The following is a 15,036-nucleotide window of genomic DNA, read 5'->3' as shown; positions in this document are numbered from 1 at the left end:
CAATCCTCGAAGAAGGTTTCTCACAAGGCTAGATCCTCAGGTGTGAATGTCATCTTGAAGGAACGATACGGAGCGAAATCGCTCGGCTTCATTCCCTGCATTTCCGTCAATCGTCCAATGTTCTTGACCGCCGCCACCGCCGAAGCGTCGAACGGACCGTCGCCGCTGGACTTGGCCACGCTGACCGTGGTCACGGTGCCGTCCGGCAACATGCCGATCTGCAGCACAACCGTCATGCCTTTGCGTGCCGAAGGCGGACGGGCCCAGCCTTCCGCTGCCCGCGCACGGATCAGGTCATCGAAACTGCCCGCGACTTCGTCGCCCTGCTCATCGGCCAAGGCCTGCTGGCGCTGCGGCGTGTCGGAAAGCAGATCCGCCAAGGCCTGGGCCTTCTTGTCTTCGGCAGACTTGCGCGCCGCGTCCTGCGCTTTCTTCTTCGCAGCGTCGGCGGCAGCTTTCTTCTTCGCTTCCTCGGCGACTTTCTTCTTCGCCTCTTCAGCTTCAGCTTTCTTCTTGGCGTCTTCGGCGGCTTTCTTCTTCGCGTCTTCGACGATCTTCTTCTTGGCTTCTTCAGCGGCCGCTTTCTTGGCCTCTTCTTCAGCAGCCTTCTTGGCTTCTTCTTCAGCTTTCTTCTTGGCTATATCAGCCAATTGTTTCTCTTCTGCCTTCTTGGCTTCGGCGGCTTTCTTCGCGTCGTCGGCCTTCTTGGCTTCGTCAGCCTTCTTCGCCTCTTCCGCTTTCTTCGCCTCGTCGGCCTTCTTGGCTTCCTCGGCCTTTTGAGCCGCTTCTTCTTTCTTTTGTTCCGCGGCCTTCACCGCTTCCTGCTCGACCTTTTTCTGCTCCATCTGCTCGACTTCGGTCTGGCGCGCGGCGGATTTCTTCGCCTCACCCGCAATCTTCTGATTGGTCTGGGTGGTCGCCTGACTTTTCGATTTCAGCTGGTACAGGGTCGCCTGGACGATCGGTTTGGCCGGCGGCAGCTCAGGCGTCAGGGCAAAACTGACGAACAGCATGCCGAACACCAGCACGTGCAAGCCGATTGCCCAGACGCTGGGCCAGAAGTAGCTTTCCGAGGCTGACGGCTCTCGCTGTGCCTGCATCAGGGGGCCTCGGTGATCAAGCCAACGTTACCGACCCCGGCTTTCTGCAGCCCGCCCATGGCGCCCATCACGGCGCCGTAGTCCACGGACTTGTCGCCGCGGATGAAGACCTGGGTGTGCTTGCCGCCTTCGTTGCCGGCACGGATGATCTTGGTCACCGCATCCGTCATCTGCGGCAGGGTCATGGCGCGGTCCTGCTGCTTCTCGGTGTCCACTTCGCTGCCCAGGTTCCAGTAGTAGGTCTTGTCGGCCTTGATGGAAATGGTCAGCACCTGGGTGTTGTTGTCCTGCGGCAAGGCATCGCTGGATACCTTCGGCAGATCCACCTTCACGCCCTGATTGAGCATCGGCGCAGTCACCATGAAGATGACCAGCAGCACCAGCATCACGTCGATGTAAGGCACCACGTTCATCTCGGCGACCGGCTTGCGCTTGTGTCGGGCTCGAGTGATTAAAGCCATTGGGATTTACCTGCTCAGTCTTCGCTGGTGTGCACTTTGCGGTGCAGGATCGCCTGGAACTCGTCGGCGAAGGTGTAGTAGCGGCCCAGCAAGGTTTCGCTGCGGGCGGAGAAGCGGTTGTAGGCGATGACCGCCGGGATCGCGGCGAACAGGCCGATCGCGGTGGCGACCAGGGCCTCGGCGATGCCCGGGGCCACGGTGGCCAGGGTGGCCTGCTGGGCGCTGGCCAGGCCGCGGAAGGAGTTCATGATCCCCCAGACGGTGCCGAACAGGCCGATGTACGGGCTGACGGAGCCAACGGTGGCGAGGAACGGCAGGCTCTGCTCCAGTTTCTCTTCTTCGCGGGAGATGGCCACGCGCATGGCACGGGCCACGCCTTCCATCACCGCCTCAGGGTCGACGCCCGGCTGCTGGCGCAGGCGGGAGAATTCCTTGAAGCCGGCACGGAAGATCTGCTCCACGCCCGAGTCCGGATCCGGGTTGCTGCCGGCCTGGCGGTACAGCTTGGACAGGTCGATGCCGGACCAGAAACGCTCCTCGAAGGTCTCCAGGGCGCGTCGACCGGCGCGCAGCAGGTTGCTGCGCTGAAAGATCATGATCCATGAGGTCACCGATGCGGCCACCAGGGTCAACATTACCAACTGCACCACGATGCTGGCATTGCTGACCAGGCTCCACATGGAGGAATGGTCGACGACGTTAGCTTCCACGCTTTATCTCCTGCTTTGAGTGTGTACCCGTGCCGACCGCGTCGGCGAAGGCCGCACGCAGGTCATCGGGAAGGGCCCGGGGTTTCAAACTGTTAGTGCGCACACAGGCCACCAGAAACTGCCCCTCGCAGAGCAGCACATTATCCGTCGCCCGCCTGACTTGCTGTCTGAAGCGCAGGCTGGCGCGGTTCAATTCGACTACATCAGCGCTTACCAGAAGCTCGTCGTCCAGTCGCGCCGGCGCGTGGTAGCGCGCTTCGCTGGAATGCACGACGAACAACAGGTCCTCCCCGGCCAGCGCCGACTGGGCGAAGCCCAGCGTCCGGAGCCGCTCGGTTCGAGCCCGTTCCATAAACTTGAGGTAATTAACGTAATACACGATGCCGCCGGCATCGGTGTCCTCGTAATAAACGCGACAACGATGTGCGAACGGCTCAAGCCCGTTTTGCGCGCGCATACTCTAGTGCTTACTCCTCGGGTTGCCAATCGGGGCAGGCAACTGTTTTTCGTTGAACGGTGGCTTCACCGCAAAAGTACCGTCCTCGGACAGCGCAAACGCGGAATAAATCGCCACACGATGTGTATCAATCGTCCAGGGCATCGAGAAACTCGTCTGCCACGGGGGCTTCGCCCATCCGCGACGGAATGTTCAGGCCGAAGTGCAGGTACGCATGCCGGGTCACCACCCTGCCCCGCGGCGTGCGCATGATGTAGCCCTGCTGGATCAGGTAAGGCTCCAGCACGTCCTCGATGGTGTGACGTTCCTCGCTGATGGCCGCCGCCAGGCTGTCGATCCCGACCGGCCCGCCGTCGAACTTCTCGATCATGGTCAACAGCAGCCGCCGGTCCTGGTGGTCGAATCCGTGCTCGTCGACATCCAGCAGGTTCAGCGCCAGGTCGGCGACGGCCTTGGTGATGTGCCCTTTGGCGCGCACTTCGGCGAAGTCCCGCACCCGGCGCAGCAGCCGGTTGGCGATCCGCGGCGTGCCGCGGGCGCGGCGGGCCACTTCGAACGCGCCGTCCGGATCCAGCGGCAGGCCGAGGATGCCGGCCGAGCGGCTGACGATGGTCGCCAGGTCCGCCGTGCTGTAGAACTCCAGGCGCTGGACGATGCCGAAGCGGTCGCGCAACGGGTTGGTCAGCATGCCCGCCCGTGTGGTGGCGCCGACCAGGGTGAACGGCGGCAGGTCGAGCTTGATCGAACGCGCCGCCGGCCCTTCGCCGATCATGATGTCGAGCTGGAAGTCTTCCATGGCCGGGTACAGCACTTCCTCGACGATCGGCGACAGACGGTGGATTTCGTCGATGAACAGCACGTCGTGCGGTTCGAGGTTGGTCAACAGGGCCGCCAGGTCCCCCGGCCGTTCGAGCACAGGCCCCGAGGTGCTCTTGATCGACACGCCCATTTCCTGGGCGATGATGTTGGCCAGGGTGGTCTTGCCCAATCCCGGCGGGCCGAAGATCAGCGTGTGGTCCAAGGACTCGCTGCGCCCGCGCGCAGCCTGGATGAACAGCTCCATTTGCTCGCGCACGGTCGGCTGGCCGATGTAGTCGGCCAGGCTGACGGGGCGAATCGCCCGATCCTGGACTTCTTCGCGTTCACGCGGGCTGTGCGTGGCGGCGATCAGACGATCAGCTTCAATCACTTAAATCATTCCCTTCAGGGCGCGTCGGATCATGTCTTCACTGCTCAAGCCTTTCTCCTTGATCGCGGAAATCGCCTTGCTCGCTTCCTGCGGCTTGTAGCCCAGGGAGATCAGCGCACTGACCGCGTCGTTCTCCGCGTGGTTGACCGGCGCCGGGCCGTCCGGCTGGTTCGGCACCAGCGCAAACATCGCCGGCACGGTCTCCCAGGCCTTGAAGCGGTCCTTGAGCTCGACCAGCAGGCGCTCGGCGGTCTTCTTGCCCACGCCCGGCACCTTGGTCAGGGCCGAGGTGTCCTGGGACTGCACGCAGCGGATCAGCTCGTCCACCTCCAGGCTCGACATCAGGGCCAGGGCCAGTTTCGGGCCGACACCATTGAGACGGATCAGCTCGCGGAAAAAGTCTCGCTCACGCTTGCCGGCAAAGCCATAGAGTAACTGCGCGTCCTCGCGAACGACCAAATGGGTGTGCAAGGTCAGTGGTTCACCGACCGACGGCAGGCGATAAAGGGTGGTCATGGGCACTTCCAGCTCATACCCGAGGCCGTTTACATCCAGAATCAGGTGCGGCGGCTGCTTTTCAGCCAGGGTGCCGCGCAAGCGTCCAATCACGTTTCAGATCCTTGAGCGTTGGCCAGCCCTTGGCTGGCGGGGGCCGGAACCGGGGAGGCGGGCCGACGGCCCGGGCGCTCGGCCCCCATTCCGGAAAATTGACTGCTGATGCTATCAGAGACGCAAGCGACCGCCACGACTGCGTGCCGCCCCCAACCCGTGGGGCAGCAGGCTGGCACGGGTGTGCGCATGGCAAATGGCGATGGCCAGGGCGTCCGAGGCGTCGATCTGCGGCTTGCTGGTGAGCTTGAGCATGTGCATGACCATCATCTGCACCTGCTCCTTGTTCGCCGCACCGGTGCCGACCACCGCCTGCTTGACCTGGGTCGCCGTGTACTCGGCGATCTCCAGGCTTTCTTCGGCGCCGGCCACGATCGCCGCGCCCCGGGCCTGGCCCAGCTTCAGCGCCGAGTCGGCGTTGCGCGCCATGAACACCTTTTCGATGCCCATGGTCACGGGGCCGTAGGTCTGGATGATCTCCCGCACGCCGCGGTAGACGATCTGCAGCCGTTCGTGCAGCTCGCCGCCGCCGGTGCGGATGCAGCCGGAGGCCACGTACACGCAGCCGCGTCCGGTGTCGCGGACCACGCCGTAACCGGTGATGCGCGAGCCGGGGTCGATTCCAAGGATTAAAGTCATAACGCCTGCGGGTTCGAAAAATCCACGAAATTCAAGATAACGCATTACGAATGCGGGAGCCGGCTGGCCGGCGATGACGCGGGGTCAGGCCACATCAATGCTTGATGTGCCGACGTCATCGCCGGCAAGCCGGCTCCCGCAGGGTTCAATGCAGGACTTCAGTTGAGCTGGGCGGCCACGTCTTCCGGGATGTCGGCGTTGGAGTAGACGTTCTGCACGTCGTCCAGGTCCTCGAGCATGTCGATCAGCTTGAGCACCTTCTCCGCCCCTTCCAGGTCCAGCTCGGCGCTGGTGGTCGGCTGCATGACGATTTCCGCGTCATCGCCCTTGAAGCCGGCGGCCTCCAGCGCGTTCTTCACGGCATAGAACCCGGAGAACGAGGTGAACACCTCGATGGAGCCGTCCTCATGGGCGACGACGTCATCGGCGTCGGCCTCCAGCGCCGCGTCCGTCAGGGCATCCTCGTCGACACCCGGCGCAAAGCTGATCTGGCCCTTGCGCTCGAACAGGTACGCCACCGAACCGTCGGTGCCGAGGTTGCCGCCGCACTTGCTGAACGCGTGGCGCACGGCCGCCGCGGTGCGGTTGCGGTTGTCGGTCATGCACTCGACCATCACCGCCACGCCGCCCGGGCCGTAGCCTTCGTAGGTCAGCTCTTCGACGTTGTCGGCCTCGGTCGCGCCTGCGCCACGGGCGACGGCGCGGTCGATGATGTCGCGGCTCATGTTCGCGCCCAGGGCCTTGTCCAGGGCCAGGCGCAGACGCGGGTTGGAGCCCGGGTCGCCGCCGCCCTGCTTGGCCGCAACGGTCAGCTCACGGATCCACTTGGTGAAGATCTTGCCCCGTTTGGCATCCTGGCGTTCTTTGCGGTGCTTGATGTTCGCCCACTTGGAATGACCTGCCATATCTCGCTCCGAATTCTCTTTGACACATTGCCCGCCCCGCGAAGCCGCGCCGGCCGGCAAACAAAAATTTCGACCTGGTTTTCAGTCCTTGCAGAATGAAAAAAGGCGCATCCGAAGATGCGCCTTCAGGCCCGTCTTACTCAGCCTTTGGCGTTTCGCGCAAACGGATGTGCAGTTCGCGCAGTGCCTTGGCGTCCACCAGACCCGGCGCCTGCGTCATGACGCAGGCCGCGCTCTGGGTTTTCGGGAAGGCGATCACTTCACGGATCGACTGGGCGCCGGTCATCAGCATCACCAGACGGTCCAGGCCGAAGGCCAGGCCACCGTGCGGCGGTGCGCCGTACTTCAGCGCGTCGAGCAGGAAGCCGAACTTCTCTTCCTGTTCCGCTTCGTTGATGCCCAGCAGGCGGAACACCGCCTGTTGCATTTCCTTGCGGTGGATACGGATCGAACCGCCGCCCAGCTCGGTGCCGTTCAGGACCATGTCGTAGGCGCGGGACAGCGCGGTGGCCGGGTTGGCCTCCAGCTCCTCCGGCGTGCACTTCGGCGCGGTGAACGGGTGGTGCAGCGCGGTGAAGCTGCCGTCGTCGTTCTCTTCGAACATCGGGAAGTCGACGACCCACATCGGTGCCCACTCGCAGGTCAGCAGGTTCAGGTCGTGACCCAGCTTGATGCGCAGCGCGCCCAGGGCTTCGCTGACGATCTTGGCCTTGTCGGCGCCGAAGAACACGATGTCGCCGTCGACAGCGCCGACGCGGTCGAGGATCACGTTCAGGTTGGCTTCAGGGATGTTCTTGACGATCGGCGACTGCAGGCCATCGACACCGGCGGCGCGCTCGTTGACCTTGATGTACGCCAGGCCCTTGGCGCCGTAGATGCCGACGAACTTGGTGTAGTCGTCGATCTGCTTGCGCGGCATGCTCGCCCCGCCAGGGACGCGCAGCGCGGCGATACGGCATTTCGGATCGTTGGCCGGGCCGCTGAACACCTTGAACTCCACGTCCTTGAGCTGATCGGCAACGTCCACCAGCTCCAGCGGGATACGCAGGTCAGGCTTGTCGGAACCGTAGCGGCGCATGGCCTCTTCGAAGGTCATGTGCGGGAACTCGCCGAACTCCAGACCCAGCACTTCCTTGAACAGGGCGCGGATCATGCCTTCGGTCAGGCCCATGATGTCCTTTTCATCGAGGAAGCTGGTCTCGATGTCGATCTGGGTGAATTCCGGCTGACGGTCGGCGCGCAGGTCTTCGTCGCGGAAGCACTTGGCAATCTGGTAGTAGCGGTCGAAGCCGGCCACCATCAGCAGTTGCTTGAACAGCTGAGGCGATTGCGGCAGCGCGAAGAACGAACCGGCGTGGGTACGGCTCGGCACCAGGTAGTCACGGGCGCCTTCCGGCGTCGCGCGGGTCAGGATCGGCGTCTCGACGTCCAGGAAGCCGTTCTCGTCCAGGTAGCGGCGGATGCTGGTGGTCATGCGCGAACGCAGACGCAGCTTCTCGGCCATTTCCGGGCGGCGCAGGTCGATGAAGCGGTAGCGCAGGCGGGTCTCTTCGCCGACGTCGGAGTATTCGTTGAGCGGGAACGGCGGGGTTTCCGCCTCGTTCAGCACTTCCAGCTCGTAGCCCAGCACTTCGATCATGCCCGAAGCCATGTTCGCGTTGCCGGCGCCGGCCGGACGCAGGCGCACCTTGCCGGTGATCTTGACCACGTATTCGCTGCGCACGCGGTCGGCGGCGGCGAAGGTCTCGGCGCGGTCCGGGTCGAAGACCACCTGGGCCAGGCCCTCACGATCACGGATATCGAGGAAGATCACCCCGCCGTGGTCGCGGCGACGGTGAACCCATCCGCAAAGGGTAACTTCCTGGCCTTCCAGGCTTTCGTTCAGTTGGCCGCAATAATGGCTGCGCATCATGGTAGTGGTTTCGCTTCTCGTAATTCGAAATTCGGTGGAGATCCTGCCGCACCCAAGCGGTGTGCCGACGCCGGAAACTCGCGCGTGTCGTTCGACCCAGGCCCTAAACCCTAGTCAGATTTGTCGCCACCGGCCAGATTCTTCTTCGCGCCGGTCTTGAAATCGGTTTCGTACCAACCGCTGCCACTCAGGCGGAAACCGGGCATGGACAGCAGCTTCTTGAGCGCCGGCGCCTGACAGGCCGGGCAATCGACCAGCGGTGCGTCACTGATCTTCTGAATGGCTTCCAACTGATGACCACAGGAAGCACATTGGTAATCGTACATCGGCATGGCGGGGTGTCTCGGCGAACAGGTTGCCGCCGCATGCAGGGCCGTGCGGCGAAAGGGCGGGATTATAGCCATTAAATTCGCCCTGTGCAGCCGGAGACTGCACAGGGCGGATCAGCCTCTCAACACGGGGGCGGCGCAGCGCCCACCGGCGCCTTGAGCCCGCGCATCACGCACACCACCCGCACCAGCGCGCTGAAGTTCTTCACGCCGCCGTGCCGCAGGTGCACTTCCCGGTCCACGTGGGAGAGCAGCGCATTGACCGAGCATGCGTTGTCCTGAGCCATGCCGCCGAGAATGTTCCAGTAGACCTGCTCCAGCCTCAGGCACGTCGCAAATCCGTTCAGACGCACGGATCGGGACAACGGCCTGATCAGCGCCATGTCGAGGCCGTCGTCAAACGGGTCGACCTTCAGTTTTCCTTGCGCGGCGACCGTCCTGTCGCTTCGCCTGTCTCCATCTGCCATATCGTTGACACTCCTTTGCCATCTCTACGTTTTGCCAGGGACAATCTCTGCCCCTTCATAGAAACGCAGCCGCAAAGTTATATCCAGATGACTATTTGACCGTCACCGTAGGATAAGCCAACGGAAAAAGTCAGAAACAGACAGCGGCGCAAGCATCTGCGCCGCCCGGTCAGGCCTCGAGCAGTGCGCGGAGCATCCACGCGGTCTTCTCGTGCACTTGCATGCGCTGGGTCAGCAGGTCCGCGGTGGGCTCGTCGCTGACCTTGTCCAGCAGCGGGAAAATGCCACGGGCGGTGCGGGTCACGGCTTCTTGCCCGGCGACCAGTTGCCGGATCATGTCTTCGGCGCTCGGTACGCCTTCCTCTTCTTTGATCGAGGACAGCCTGGCGTAGGTCGAATAGGCCCCCGGCGCCGGGAAGCCCAGGGCGCGGATTCGCTCGGCGATCAGATCGACGGCCAGGGCCAGTTCGTTGTACTGCTCCTCGAACATCAGGTGCAGCGTGCGGAACATGGGGCCGGTGACGTTCCAGTGGAAGTTGTGGGTCTTCAGATACAGCACGTAGGTGTCCGACAGCAGCCGGGACAACCCGTCGACGATGGATTTGCGGTCTTCTTCACTGATACCGATATCGATGGCCATGCTTACCCCCTATACGGCGATTGAATTCATCCAGCAGGTGCAGACCCACTCTAGGGTCTGTGCGAAAAGTCTTGAGACGAAGGTCAGGCAAGGCGAAAACAGCCGAGGAAGCGGAGTTTACGGGTTGTAAATGAGCATTCCGAGGCTGTTTTCAACGCAGCATCACCGAGTATCAAGGCTTTTCACACAGAGCCTAGCAAGCCCGGCGACGCCCCGCAGCCCTGCATTCCGGCGCAGGCTGCGGCAAAACGTCCGCCCGGCCGCCATTGGCCGGGCCGGTTTGAGAACCCGCAATCTTTGCTGTTAAATAGGCAGTGTGTCGCTACGCCCCGTTTTCCGGGCGTTGCGCATAGGCTGATGCCGTGCGCGTGTCCAACGCCTCTTCATCGTTTCGAAGCGAACCGTGCGCCTTCAGCTCTTCCTTGTGAGCCGTCATAACGTGAGTCAATAAAAATGTTGAAAATCGTCCACCTGCTAATGGGCGCAGCAGCCTTGCTGCTGTCCTTCATACCCAGCCTGAGGTCCGAAGCCGTACCTTACCTGCAACAGCCCGATGCCCTGTACCTGGCCCTTTTCGGCCTGCTGAACCTGGTGCTGGCGCCTGTGATCCCGCAATGGAGCAAGGGCCCTCGCCAACACCTGCAAAACCTGGCCAGCGCCTTGCTGCTGCTGACCGTGGTCCTGCAGACCCTGACGCTGATCGCGCCGATGCCGGTCATCGCCGGCCAGCCGGCCGTGCTGTTCAGCCTGGCCATCGCCCTGGTCGCCGTGGCGCTGCACCTGGCCGTCGGCTTGCACAAGTCCTCGCCGGCCGCCGCAGCGCCGAGCTACGACATGAGCAACCGCGATACCGGTACGGTGAAGTGGTTCAACACCTCCAAGGGCTTCGGCTTCATCTCCCGGGATTCCGGCGACGACATCTTCGTCCACTTCCGGGCCATCCGCGGTGAAGGCCACCGCGTACTGGTCGAAGGCCAGCGCGTGGAGTTCTCGGTGATGAACCGCGACAAAGGCCTGCAAGCCGAGGACGTGATCGCAGCCCTGCCCCGCCGCTGATCCGAAGCCTCAAAAAAAACCGCGGGCAGCCAAGGCTGCCCGCGGTTTTTTATTGCCCGCCGAAAAGCACGACGACACTCAGTAGTGGGGCGGCGGCGCGTCCTCTTCGAAGGAGCCGATCTGGCCGACCAGCTCTTCCTGACGCTTGAGCAGCGCGGCCATCTGCAACTGCAGGCGCTCGACCACCCGCTGCTGCTCCACCAGCACATCGTTCAGCGCCTGGATGGTGTCGTCCTGAAACGCCAGACGGCTTTCCAGATCGGTAACCCGTTGTTCAAGGCTCATGGCTCAGGCCTCCAGAAACGTGAATTCATCGCCCAGCACCAGACGCAGCCGCTCGCGGATGGCCGTCACCTGCGCCGCCTCGTAAGGCTTGGCCGGGTGCTTGCCCCAGACCGGCGCCGGCCAGGCGGCGTCGTCACGCTTGCGCACGATCACATGCATGTGCAGTTGGCTGACGACATTGCCCAGCGTCGCGACATTGAGCTTGTCGGCATCGAACGAATCCTTGAGCACCTCGGCCAGCGCGGTGGTTTCCTGCCACAGGCGTTGCTGGTCGGCGACATCCAACTGAAACAACTCGCTGATATCTTCGCGGCGTGGCACCAGGATGAACCACGGATAGTTGGAGTCGTTGGACAGCAGCAAGCGGCAGAGCGGGAAGTCGCCGATCGTCAGGGTGTCCTGTTGAAGTCGTGAATCTAAAGCAAACACTGCGCGCACTCCCGGCTGATCACATTATTCAGCTTAGCGGCCCGTCCCGGGGGCGGCGCGCCAAGCGACCGGACGGCAGCATACCTGCGAATGCCCGATCCTTCACGGCGAACGACACGGCATCCGGGACGGATCGAGCGCCCCGAGATGCGGCATTTGCGGTTGCCTTGCACCAGCAGGCGACCGGACGGCGGGAGAATGCGGACGCGCAAAGGGCCCAACTGTATGAATCCGGTACAGCCTCAAAATTTTTTGCACCAAAACCGCACAGTGGGTCTACGCTCATTGCTTCGGGCATCCGCCGAATACTCACAGGCGGGGTGAACCGGTAACGTTTTTGGTTGTCGCGGACCGAAACGGCCGTGGCAACACCATAGGATGAATGGCGTCAAGCCCGGTGAAACACGCGCTTGAACGCCCGTGTTTACAAGGTTTTCACAGCGACAGGCGGGCATTTTGAAAAATATCCGCATCAGAAATGCGGTTTGTGCACGCTTGTTGCATTCGTACTCATATGGTCTATGGGCGCACCACGGGAAGTGGTTACCCCAAGGCCAAAAAAAACAGTGGCAGGGTTGCCCGATGGAGATTCAAGCGTTTTGCCAAGGGACTCTTTTTTACCGATGCTCAAGCCCTGTAAAACAGTGCTGAAGTTGCCAGTCCCATTGCATTCGGACTGTAAATTTGCGACATCTACGAAGCCAATTGCGACAGGGTCGTAAAGAAGCTGAAAGGTTGGATGCGCAAGTATCGCCAACATGGTCGGCGTGATATAAGTTTGCGCCGACACAAAAAGAAAGAGCCGCCCAGATAATAAAACCGGTGGGACGGCAGTACTCTTCTAAAACCAAAGGAGCAAATCACGATGCGCGTGATGAAGTGGAGCATGATCGCACTGGCAGTTGCTGCAGCAGCCAGTACTCAGCTGGCTACGGCCGCACCTTTTGTAAGTGACCAGTCTGAAGCCAAAGGCTTTGTTGAAGACGCCAAGTTCGACCTGTTGCTTCGCAACTACTACTACAACCGCAACAAGAAAGACGGTGCGGTGGACGACAAGGACTGGACCCAGGGCTTCCAGGCTCACTTCAGCTCCGGCTACACCCAAGGCACCGTGGGTGTGGGCGTTGAAGGCTGGGGTCAACTGGCGATCAAACTGGACGGCTCCGACAAGTACTCCGGTTCGGGCAACCTGAGCACCAACGCCCAGGGCGAGAACAACGACAGCCAAGGCAAAGCCGGCGCCGCCGTCAAGTTCCGCGTATCCAAGACCGAGCTGAAGATCGGCGACATGCAGCCAAGCACCGCTCCGGTGTTCGCTGTAGGCGGCTCCCGCATCCTTCACCAAACCGCCAGCGGTATCCAACTGCAGAGCAGCGAAGTCAAAGACCTGGATCTGGAAGCCGGTCACTTCTACTCCGCCACCAGCCAGGACCGCAACGCCCGTGACGGCGACCTGTGGGCCAACTACGCTGGCGTACGCGCCAAGAGCATCGACTACTTCGGCGGCAAGTACGGCATCACCGACAACCTGAGCGCATCGCTCTACGGCGCCAAGCTGGAAGACATCTGGAACCAGTACTACGCCAACGTGAACCTCACCACGCCGTTCGGTGGTGACACTTCGCTGAACACCGACTTCAACATCTACCGCACCACCGACACCGGTAGCGCGAACGCCGGCGAAATCAGCAACACCGCCTGGTCCCTGGCAACCGCCCTGTCCTTCCTGAAAGCCCACACCTTCACCATCGGCTTCCAGAAAGTGAACGGCGACACCCCGTTCGACTACATCGGCGTGGGCAAGAACAACCGCGGCGGCGACTCGATCTTCCTCGCCAACTCCATCCAGTACTCTGACTTCAACGCCCCTGGCGAGAAGTCCGTTCAGGCTCGCTATGACCTGAAGATGGCCGAGTACGGCGTTCCAGGCCTGAGCTTCATGGCCCGTTACGTCAAAGGTTGGGACATCGACGGCACCAACACTCCGGTCGGCAGCGCCTACACCGGTCTGTACGGCGAAGACGGCAAACACCACGAAACCAACGTGGAAGCCAAATACGTCGTTCAATCCGGCCCGGCCAAAGACCTGTCCTTCCGTATCCGTCAAGCCTGGCACCGTGCTAACGCTGACGAAGGCGAAGGTGATGTTGACGAGTTCCGCCTGATCGTAGACTACCCACTGTCGATCTTGTAATCGCAGCGGGTTAGTTCGCTACACAAAAAAGGCCCATCTTGCGATGGGCCTTTTTTATTTGCTGCGTTATTGCATCTGCCGGATCGACTTCAAGTTCGACAATTGACTAAAGAGTCAACGGAAGAACTGTCAATTCAATCACTGAACCGCCGATTCCTGAACCACACGAATCACCCGTTGCGGAAACGGAATATCAATGCCGGCGGTCTTTAAACGGTCGCGGGACAGTTCATTAAACATGAACATCACATCCCAATAGTCTGCGGTCTTGACCCAGACGCGCAGGGAAACAGTGATCGAACTGTCGCCCAGGGTCGAAATAACCGCTTGCGGCGCAGGATCCTGCAACACGCGTTCATCTTTGGCCAACTCCAACAGCACCTGACGGGCCTTTTGCAGATCGGCTTCGTAGTCGACGCCGACATCGAACACGACCTTGCGGGTCGGCTGACGGTTGGTGTTGGTGATGATGCCGTTCGACAGGTTGCCGTTGGGCACGATGATGGTCTTGTTGTCGCCGGTGCGCAGCACGGTGTGGAAAATCTGGATGCTGTCGACGGTGCCGGCCACGCCTTGGGCTTCGATCCAGTCACCGATGCGGAACGGACGGAACAGCAGAATCAGCACGCCGCCGGCGAAGTTCGCCAGGCTGCCCTGCAACGCCAGGCCGATGGCCAGGCCGGCCGCACCGATGGCCGCGACGAACGATGTGGTTTCGACGCCGATCATCGACGCCACGCTGACGATCAGCAGCACCTTCAGAATGATGTTCGCCAGGCTGCTGATGAAACCTTGCAGCGCCAGGTCGGCATTGCGCAGGGCCAGCAGGCCGCCGAGCTTCTGGGTGACCTTGTTGATCAGCCACCAACCGATGGCCAGGGTCACGACCGCCAGCAAGACGCGGCTGCCGTATTCCATGATCATCGGGATCCACGCCTGAGACACCTTGACGAGGTTGTCCACCTCAGCATTCAAATCCATGTTCTATCTCCTGAATTTTCCGGCTACCCGGGCTATGAAAAACGGCGGCAGAAAGACCGGGCCGAAGGGGCCGGATCGTTTCTGCCGCTGCTGGGGCCTCGGACGCCTTAAACGCCGAGAGGTTCCACAATGATGGCTCAGTCGCGGAAGTTGTTGAACTGCAGCGGCATGCCGAATTCCTTGGCGCGCAGCGCCGCGATGGCTTCCTGCAGGTCATCGCGCTTCTTGCCGGTGACGCGCACCTGCTCGCCCTGGATGGCGGCCTGCACCTTGAGCTTGGCGTCCTTGATGTGCGCGACGATCTTCTTCGCCAGCTCTTTGTCGATGCCTTCCTTGAGCACGGCTTCCTGTTTCATCACCTTGCCCGATGCGAAAGCGTCCTTGACCTCAAGGCACTGCACATCGATCTTGCGCTTGACCAGGGCCAGCTTGAGGATCTCGATCATCGCTTCCAGCTGGAACTCGGCTTCAGCGGTCAGGTTGACGGTCAGGTCCTTGTCCTTGAACTCGAAGCTGCCCTTGCCTTTGAGGTCATAGCGACGATCGAGCTCCTTCACGGCGTTCTCGACCGCGTTGGTGACTTCGTGTTTGTCCAGCTCGGATACCACGTCGAACGACGGCATGTAATCTCTCCAATGAAAAGGCGCGCCCGTACAGGACGCGGCGCGCTTGG

At 61.7% G+C, this 15,036-nt stretch carries 18 protein-coding genes; 2 read left to right on the top strand and 16 right to left on the bottom strand.

The window, feature by feature from the left end; translation table 11 throughout:
• Positions 1-20: 20 nt before the first annotated feature.
• From tolA to KVG96_RS03545, 12 genes are all read right to left on the bottom strand, one after another.
• Entirely contained in the window at positions 21-1,100 is a 1,080-nt protein-coding gene (gene tolA, locus KVG96_RS03600) for a cell envelope integrity protein TolA (RefSeq protein WP_217890845.1), read from the bottom strand.
• Positions 1,100-1,552 carry a protein TolR gene (gene tolR / locus KVG96_RS03595; protein ID WP_170929939.1) on the bottom strand — a complete coding sequence of 151 codons (453 nt, stop codon included), beginning with the start codon at positions 1,550-1,552 and terminating at the stop codon, positions 1,100-1,102. Before tolR ends, tolA begins: the two co-directional genes overlap by 1 nt.
• 23 nt (positions 1,553-1,575) lie before the next feature.
• The gene (gene tolQ / locus KVG96_RS03590) at positions 1,576-2,271 is read right to left on the bottom strand and encodes a protein TolQ (protein ID WP_085580467.1); all 696 of its coding nucleotides are present in this window, start codon (positions 2,269-2,271) and stop codon (positions 1,576-1,578) included.
• Positions 2,261-2,728: a tol-pal system-associated acyl-CoA thioesterase gene (ybgC, locus tag KVG96_RS03585; RefSeq protein ID WP_217890844.1), complete on the bottom strand. Its 468-nt coding sequence runs from the start codon at positions 2,726-2,728 to the stop codon at positions 2,261-2,263. The genes tolQ and ybgC overlap by 11 nt, the downstream gene beginning before the upstream one ends.
• Before the next feature lie 127 nt (positions 2,729-2,855).
• Positions 2,856-3,917, bottom strand: coding sequence for a Holliday junction branch migration DNA helicase RuvB (gene ruvB, locus KVG96_RS03580; protein WP_217890843.1), 1,062 nt, complete (start codon positions 3,915-3,917; stop codon positions 2,856-2,858).
• A complete protein-coding gene (ruvA, locus tag KVG96_RS03575; RefSeq protein ID WP_085580461.1) occupies positions 3,918-4,526 on the bottom strand; it encodes a Holliday junction branch migration protein RuvA in 609 nt (202 codons plus the stop codon).
• A gap of 114 nt (positions 4,527-4,640) precedes the next feature.
• Positions 4,641-5,165, bottom strand: coding sequence for a crossover junction endodeoxyribonuclease RuvC (ruvC, locus tag KVG96_RS03570; RefSeq protein ID WP_085580459.1), 525 nt, complete (start codon positions 5,163-5,165; stop codon positions 4,641-4,643).
• Between the two features lie 158 nt (positions 5,166-5,323).
• Entirely contained in the window at positions 5,324-6,070 is a 747-nt protein-coding gene (locus tag KVG96_RS03565) for a YebC/PmpR family DNA-binding transcriptional regulator (protein ID WP_217890842.1), read from the bottom strand.
• Between the two features lie 136 nt (positions 6,071-6,206).
• Positions 6,207-7,982: an aspartate--tRNA ligase gene (gene aspS / locus KVG96_RS03560; RefSeq protein ID WP_085580455.1), complete on the bottom strand. Its 1,776-nt coding sequence runs from the start codon at positions 7,980-7,982 to the stop codon at positions 6,207-6,209.
• Between the two features lie 110 nt (positions 7,983-8,092).
• A complete protein-coding gene (locus KVG96_RS03555) occupies positions 8,093-8,314 on the bottom strand; it encodes an FmdB family zinc ribbon protein (protein ID WP_085580453.1) in 222 nt (73 codons plus the stop codon).
• A 119-nt stretch (positions 8,315-8,433) separates the two neighbouring features.
• Positions 8,434-8,778, bottom strand: coding sequence for a ribbon-helix-helix domain-containing protein (locus KVG96_RS03550; RefSeq protein WP_217890841.1), 345 nt, complete (start codon positions 8,776-8,778; stop codon positions 8,434-8,436).
• 169 nt (positions 8,779-8,947) lie between these two features.
• Positions 8,948-9,418, bottom strand: a complete 471-nt coding sequence (locus KVG96_RS03545; protein WP_085706746.1) for a Dps family protein — start codon at positions 9,416-9,418, stop codon at positions 8,948-8,950.
• Positions 9,419-9,871: 453 nt separating this feature from the next.
• On the opposite strand from KVG96_RS03545, the gene KVG96_RS27670 reads away from it, so the two are divergent.
• The gene (locus KVG96_RS27670) at positions 9,872-10,474 is read left to right on the top strand and encodes a cold-shock protein (RefSeq protein ID WP_217890840.1); all 603 of its coding nucleotides are present in this window, start codon (positions 9,872-9,874) and stop codon (positions 10,472-10,474) included.
• 78 nt (positions 10,475-10,552) lie between these two features.
• Here KVG96_RS27670 and KVG96_RS03535 read toward each other — a convergent pair whose 3' ends face one another.
• Together KVG96_RS03535 and KVG96_RS03530 are read right to left on the bottom strand one after the other, a co-directional pair.
• A complete protein-coding gene (locus KVG96_RS03535; protein WP_085580444.1) occupies positions 10,553-10,759 on the bottom strand; it encodes a SlyX family protein in 207 nt (68 codons plus the stop codon).
• Positions 10,760-10,762: 3 nt separating this feature from the next.
• A complete protein-coding gene (locus KVG96_RS03530) occupies positions 10,763-11,188 on the bottom strand; it encodes an HIT family protein (protein ID WP_085580442.1) in 426 nt (141 codons plus the stop codon).
• Between the two features lie 865 nt (positions 11,189-12,053).
• Here KVG96_RS03530 and KVG96_RS03525 point away from each other — a divergent pair.
• Positions 12,054-13,382 (top strand): OprD family porin, encoded by a 1,329-nt coding sequence (locus tag KVG96_RS03525; protein ID WP_217890839.1) that lies wholly within the window; start codon positions 12,054-12,056, stop codon positions 13,380-13,382.
• A 138-nt stretch (positions 13,383-13,520) separates the two neighbouring features.
• Here KVG96_RS03525 and KVG96_RS03520 read toward each other — a convergent pair whose 3' ends face one another.
• Together KVG96_RS03520 and KVG96_RS03515 are read right to left on the bottom strand one after the other, a co-directional pair.
• A complete protein-coding gene (locus KVG96_RS03520; RefSeq protein ID WP_085580438.1) occupies positions 13,521-14,363 on the bottom strand; it encodes a mechanosensitive ion channel family protein in 843 nt (280 codons plus the stop codon).
• A gap of 137 nt (positions 14,364-14,500) precedes the next feature.
• The gene (locus tag KVG96_RS03515; RefSeq protein ID WP_085580436.1) at positions 14,501-14,986 is read right to left on the bottom strand and encodes a YajQ family cyclic di-GMP-binding protein; all 486 of its coding nucleotides are present in this window, start codon (positions 14,984-14,986) and stop codon (positions 14,501-14,503) included.
• Positions 14,987-15,036: the final 50 nt, after the last annotated feature.

This window comes from Pseudomonas ekonensis, from assembly GCF_019145435.1.
Taxonomy (GTDB): domain Bacteria; phylum Pseudomonadota; class Gammaproteobacteria; order Pseudomonadales; family Pseudomonadaceae; genus Aquipseudomonas; species Aquipseudomonas ekonensis.
This window is presented reverse-complemented; position numbering and strand designations above follow the sequence as displayed.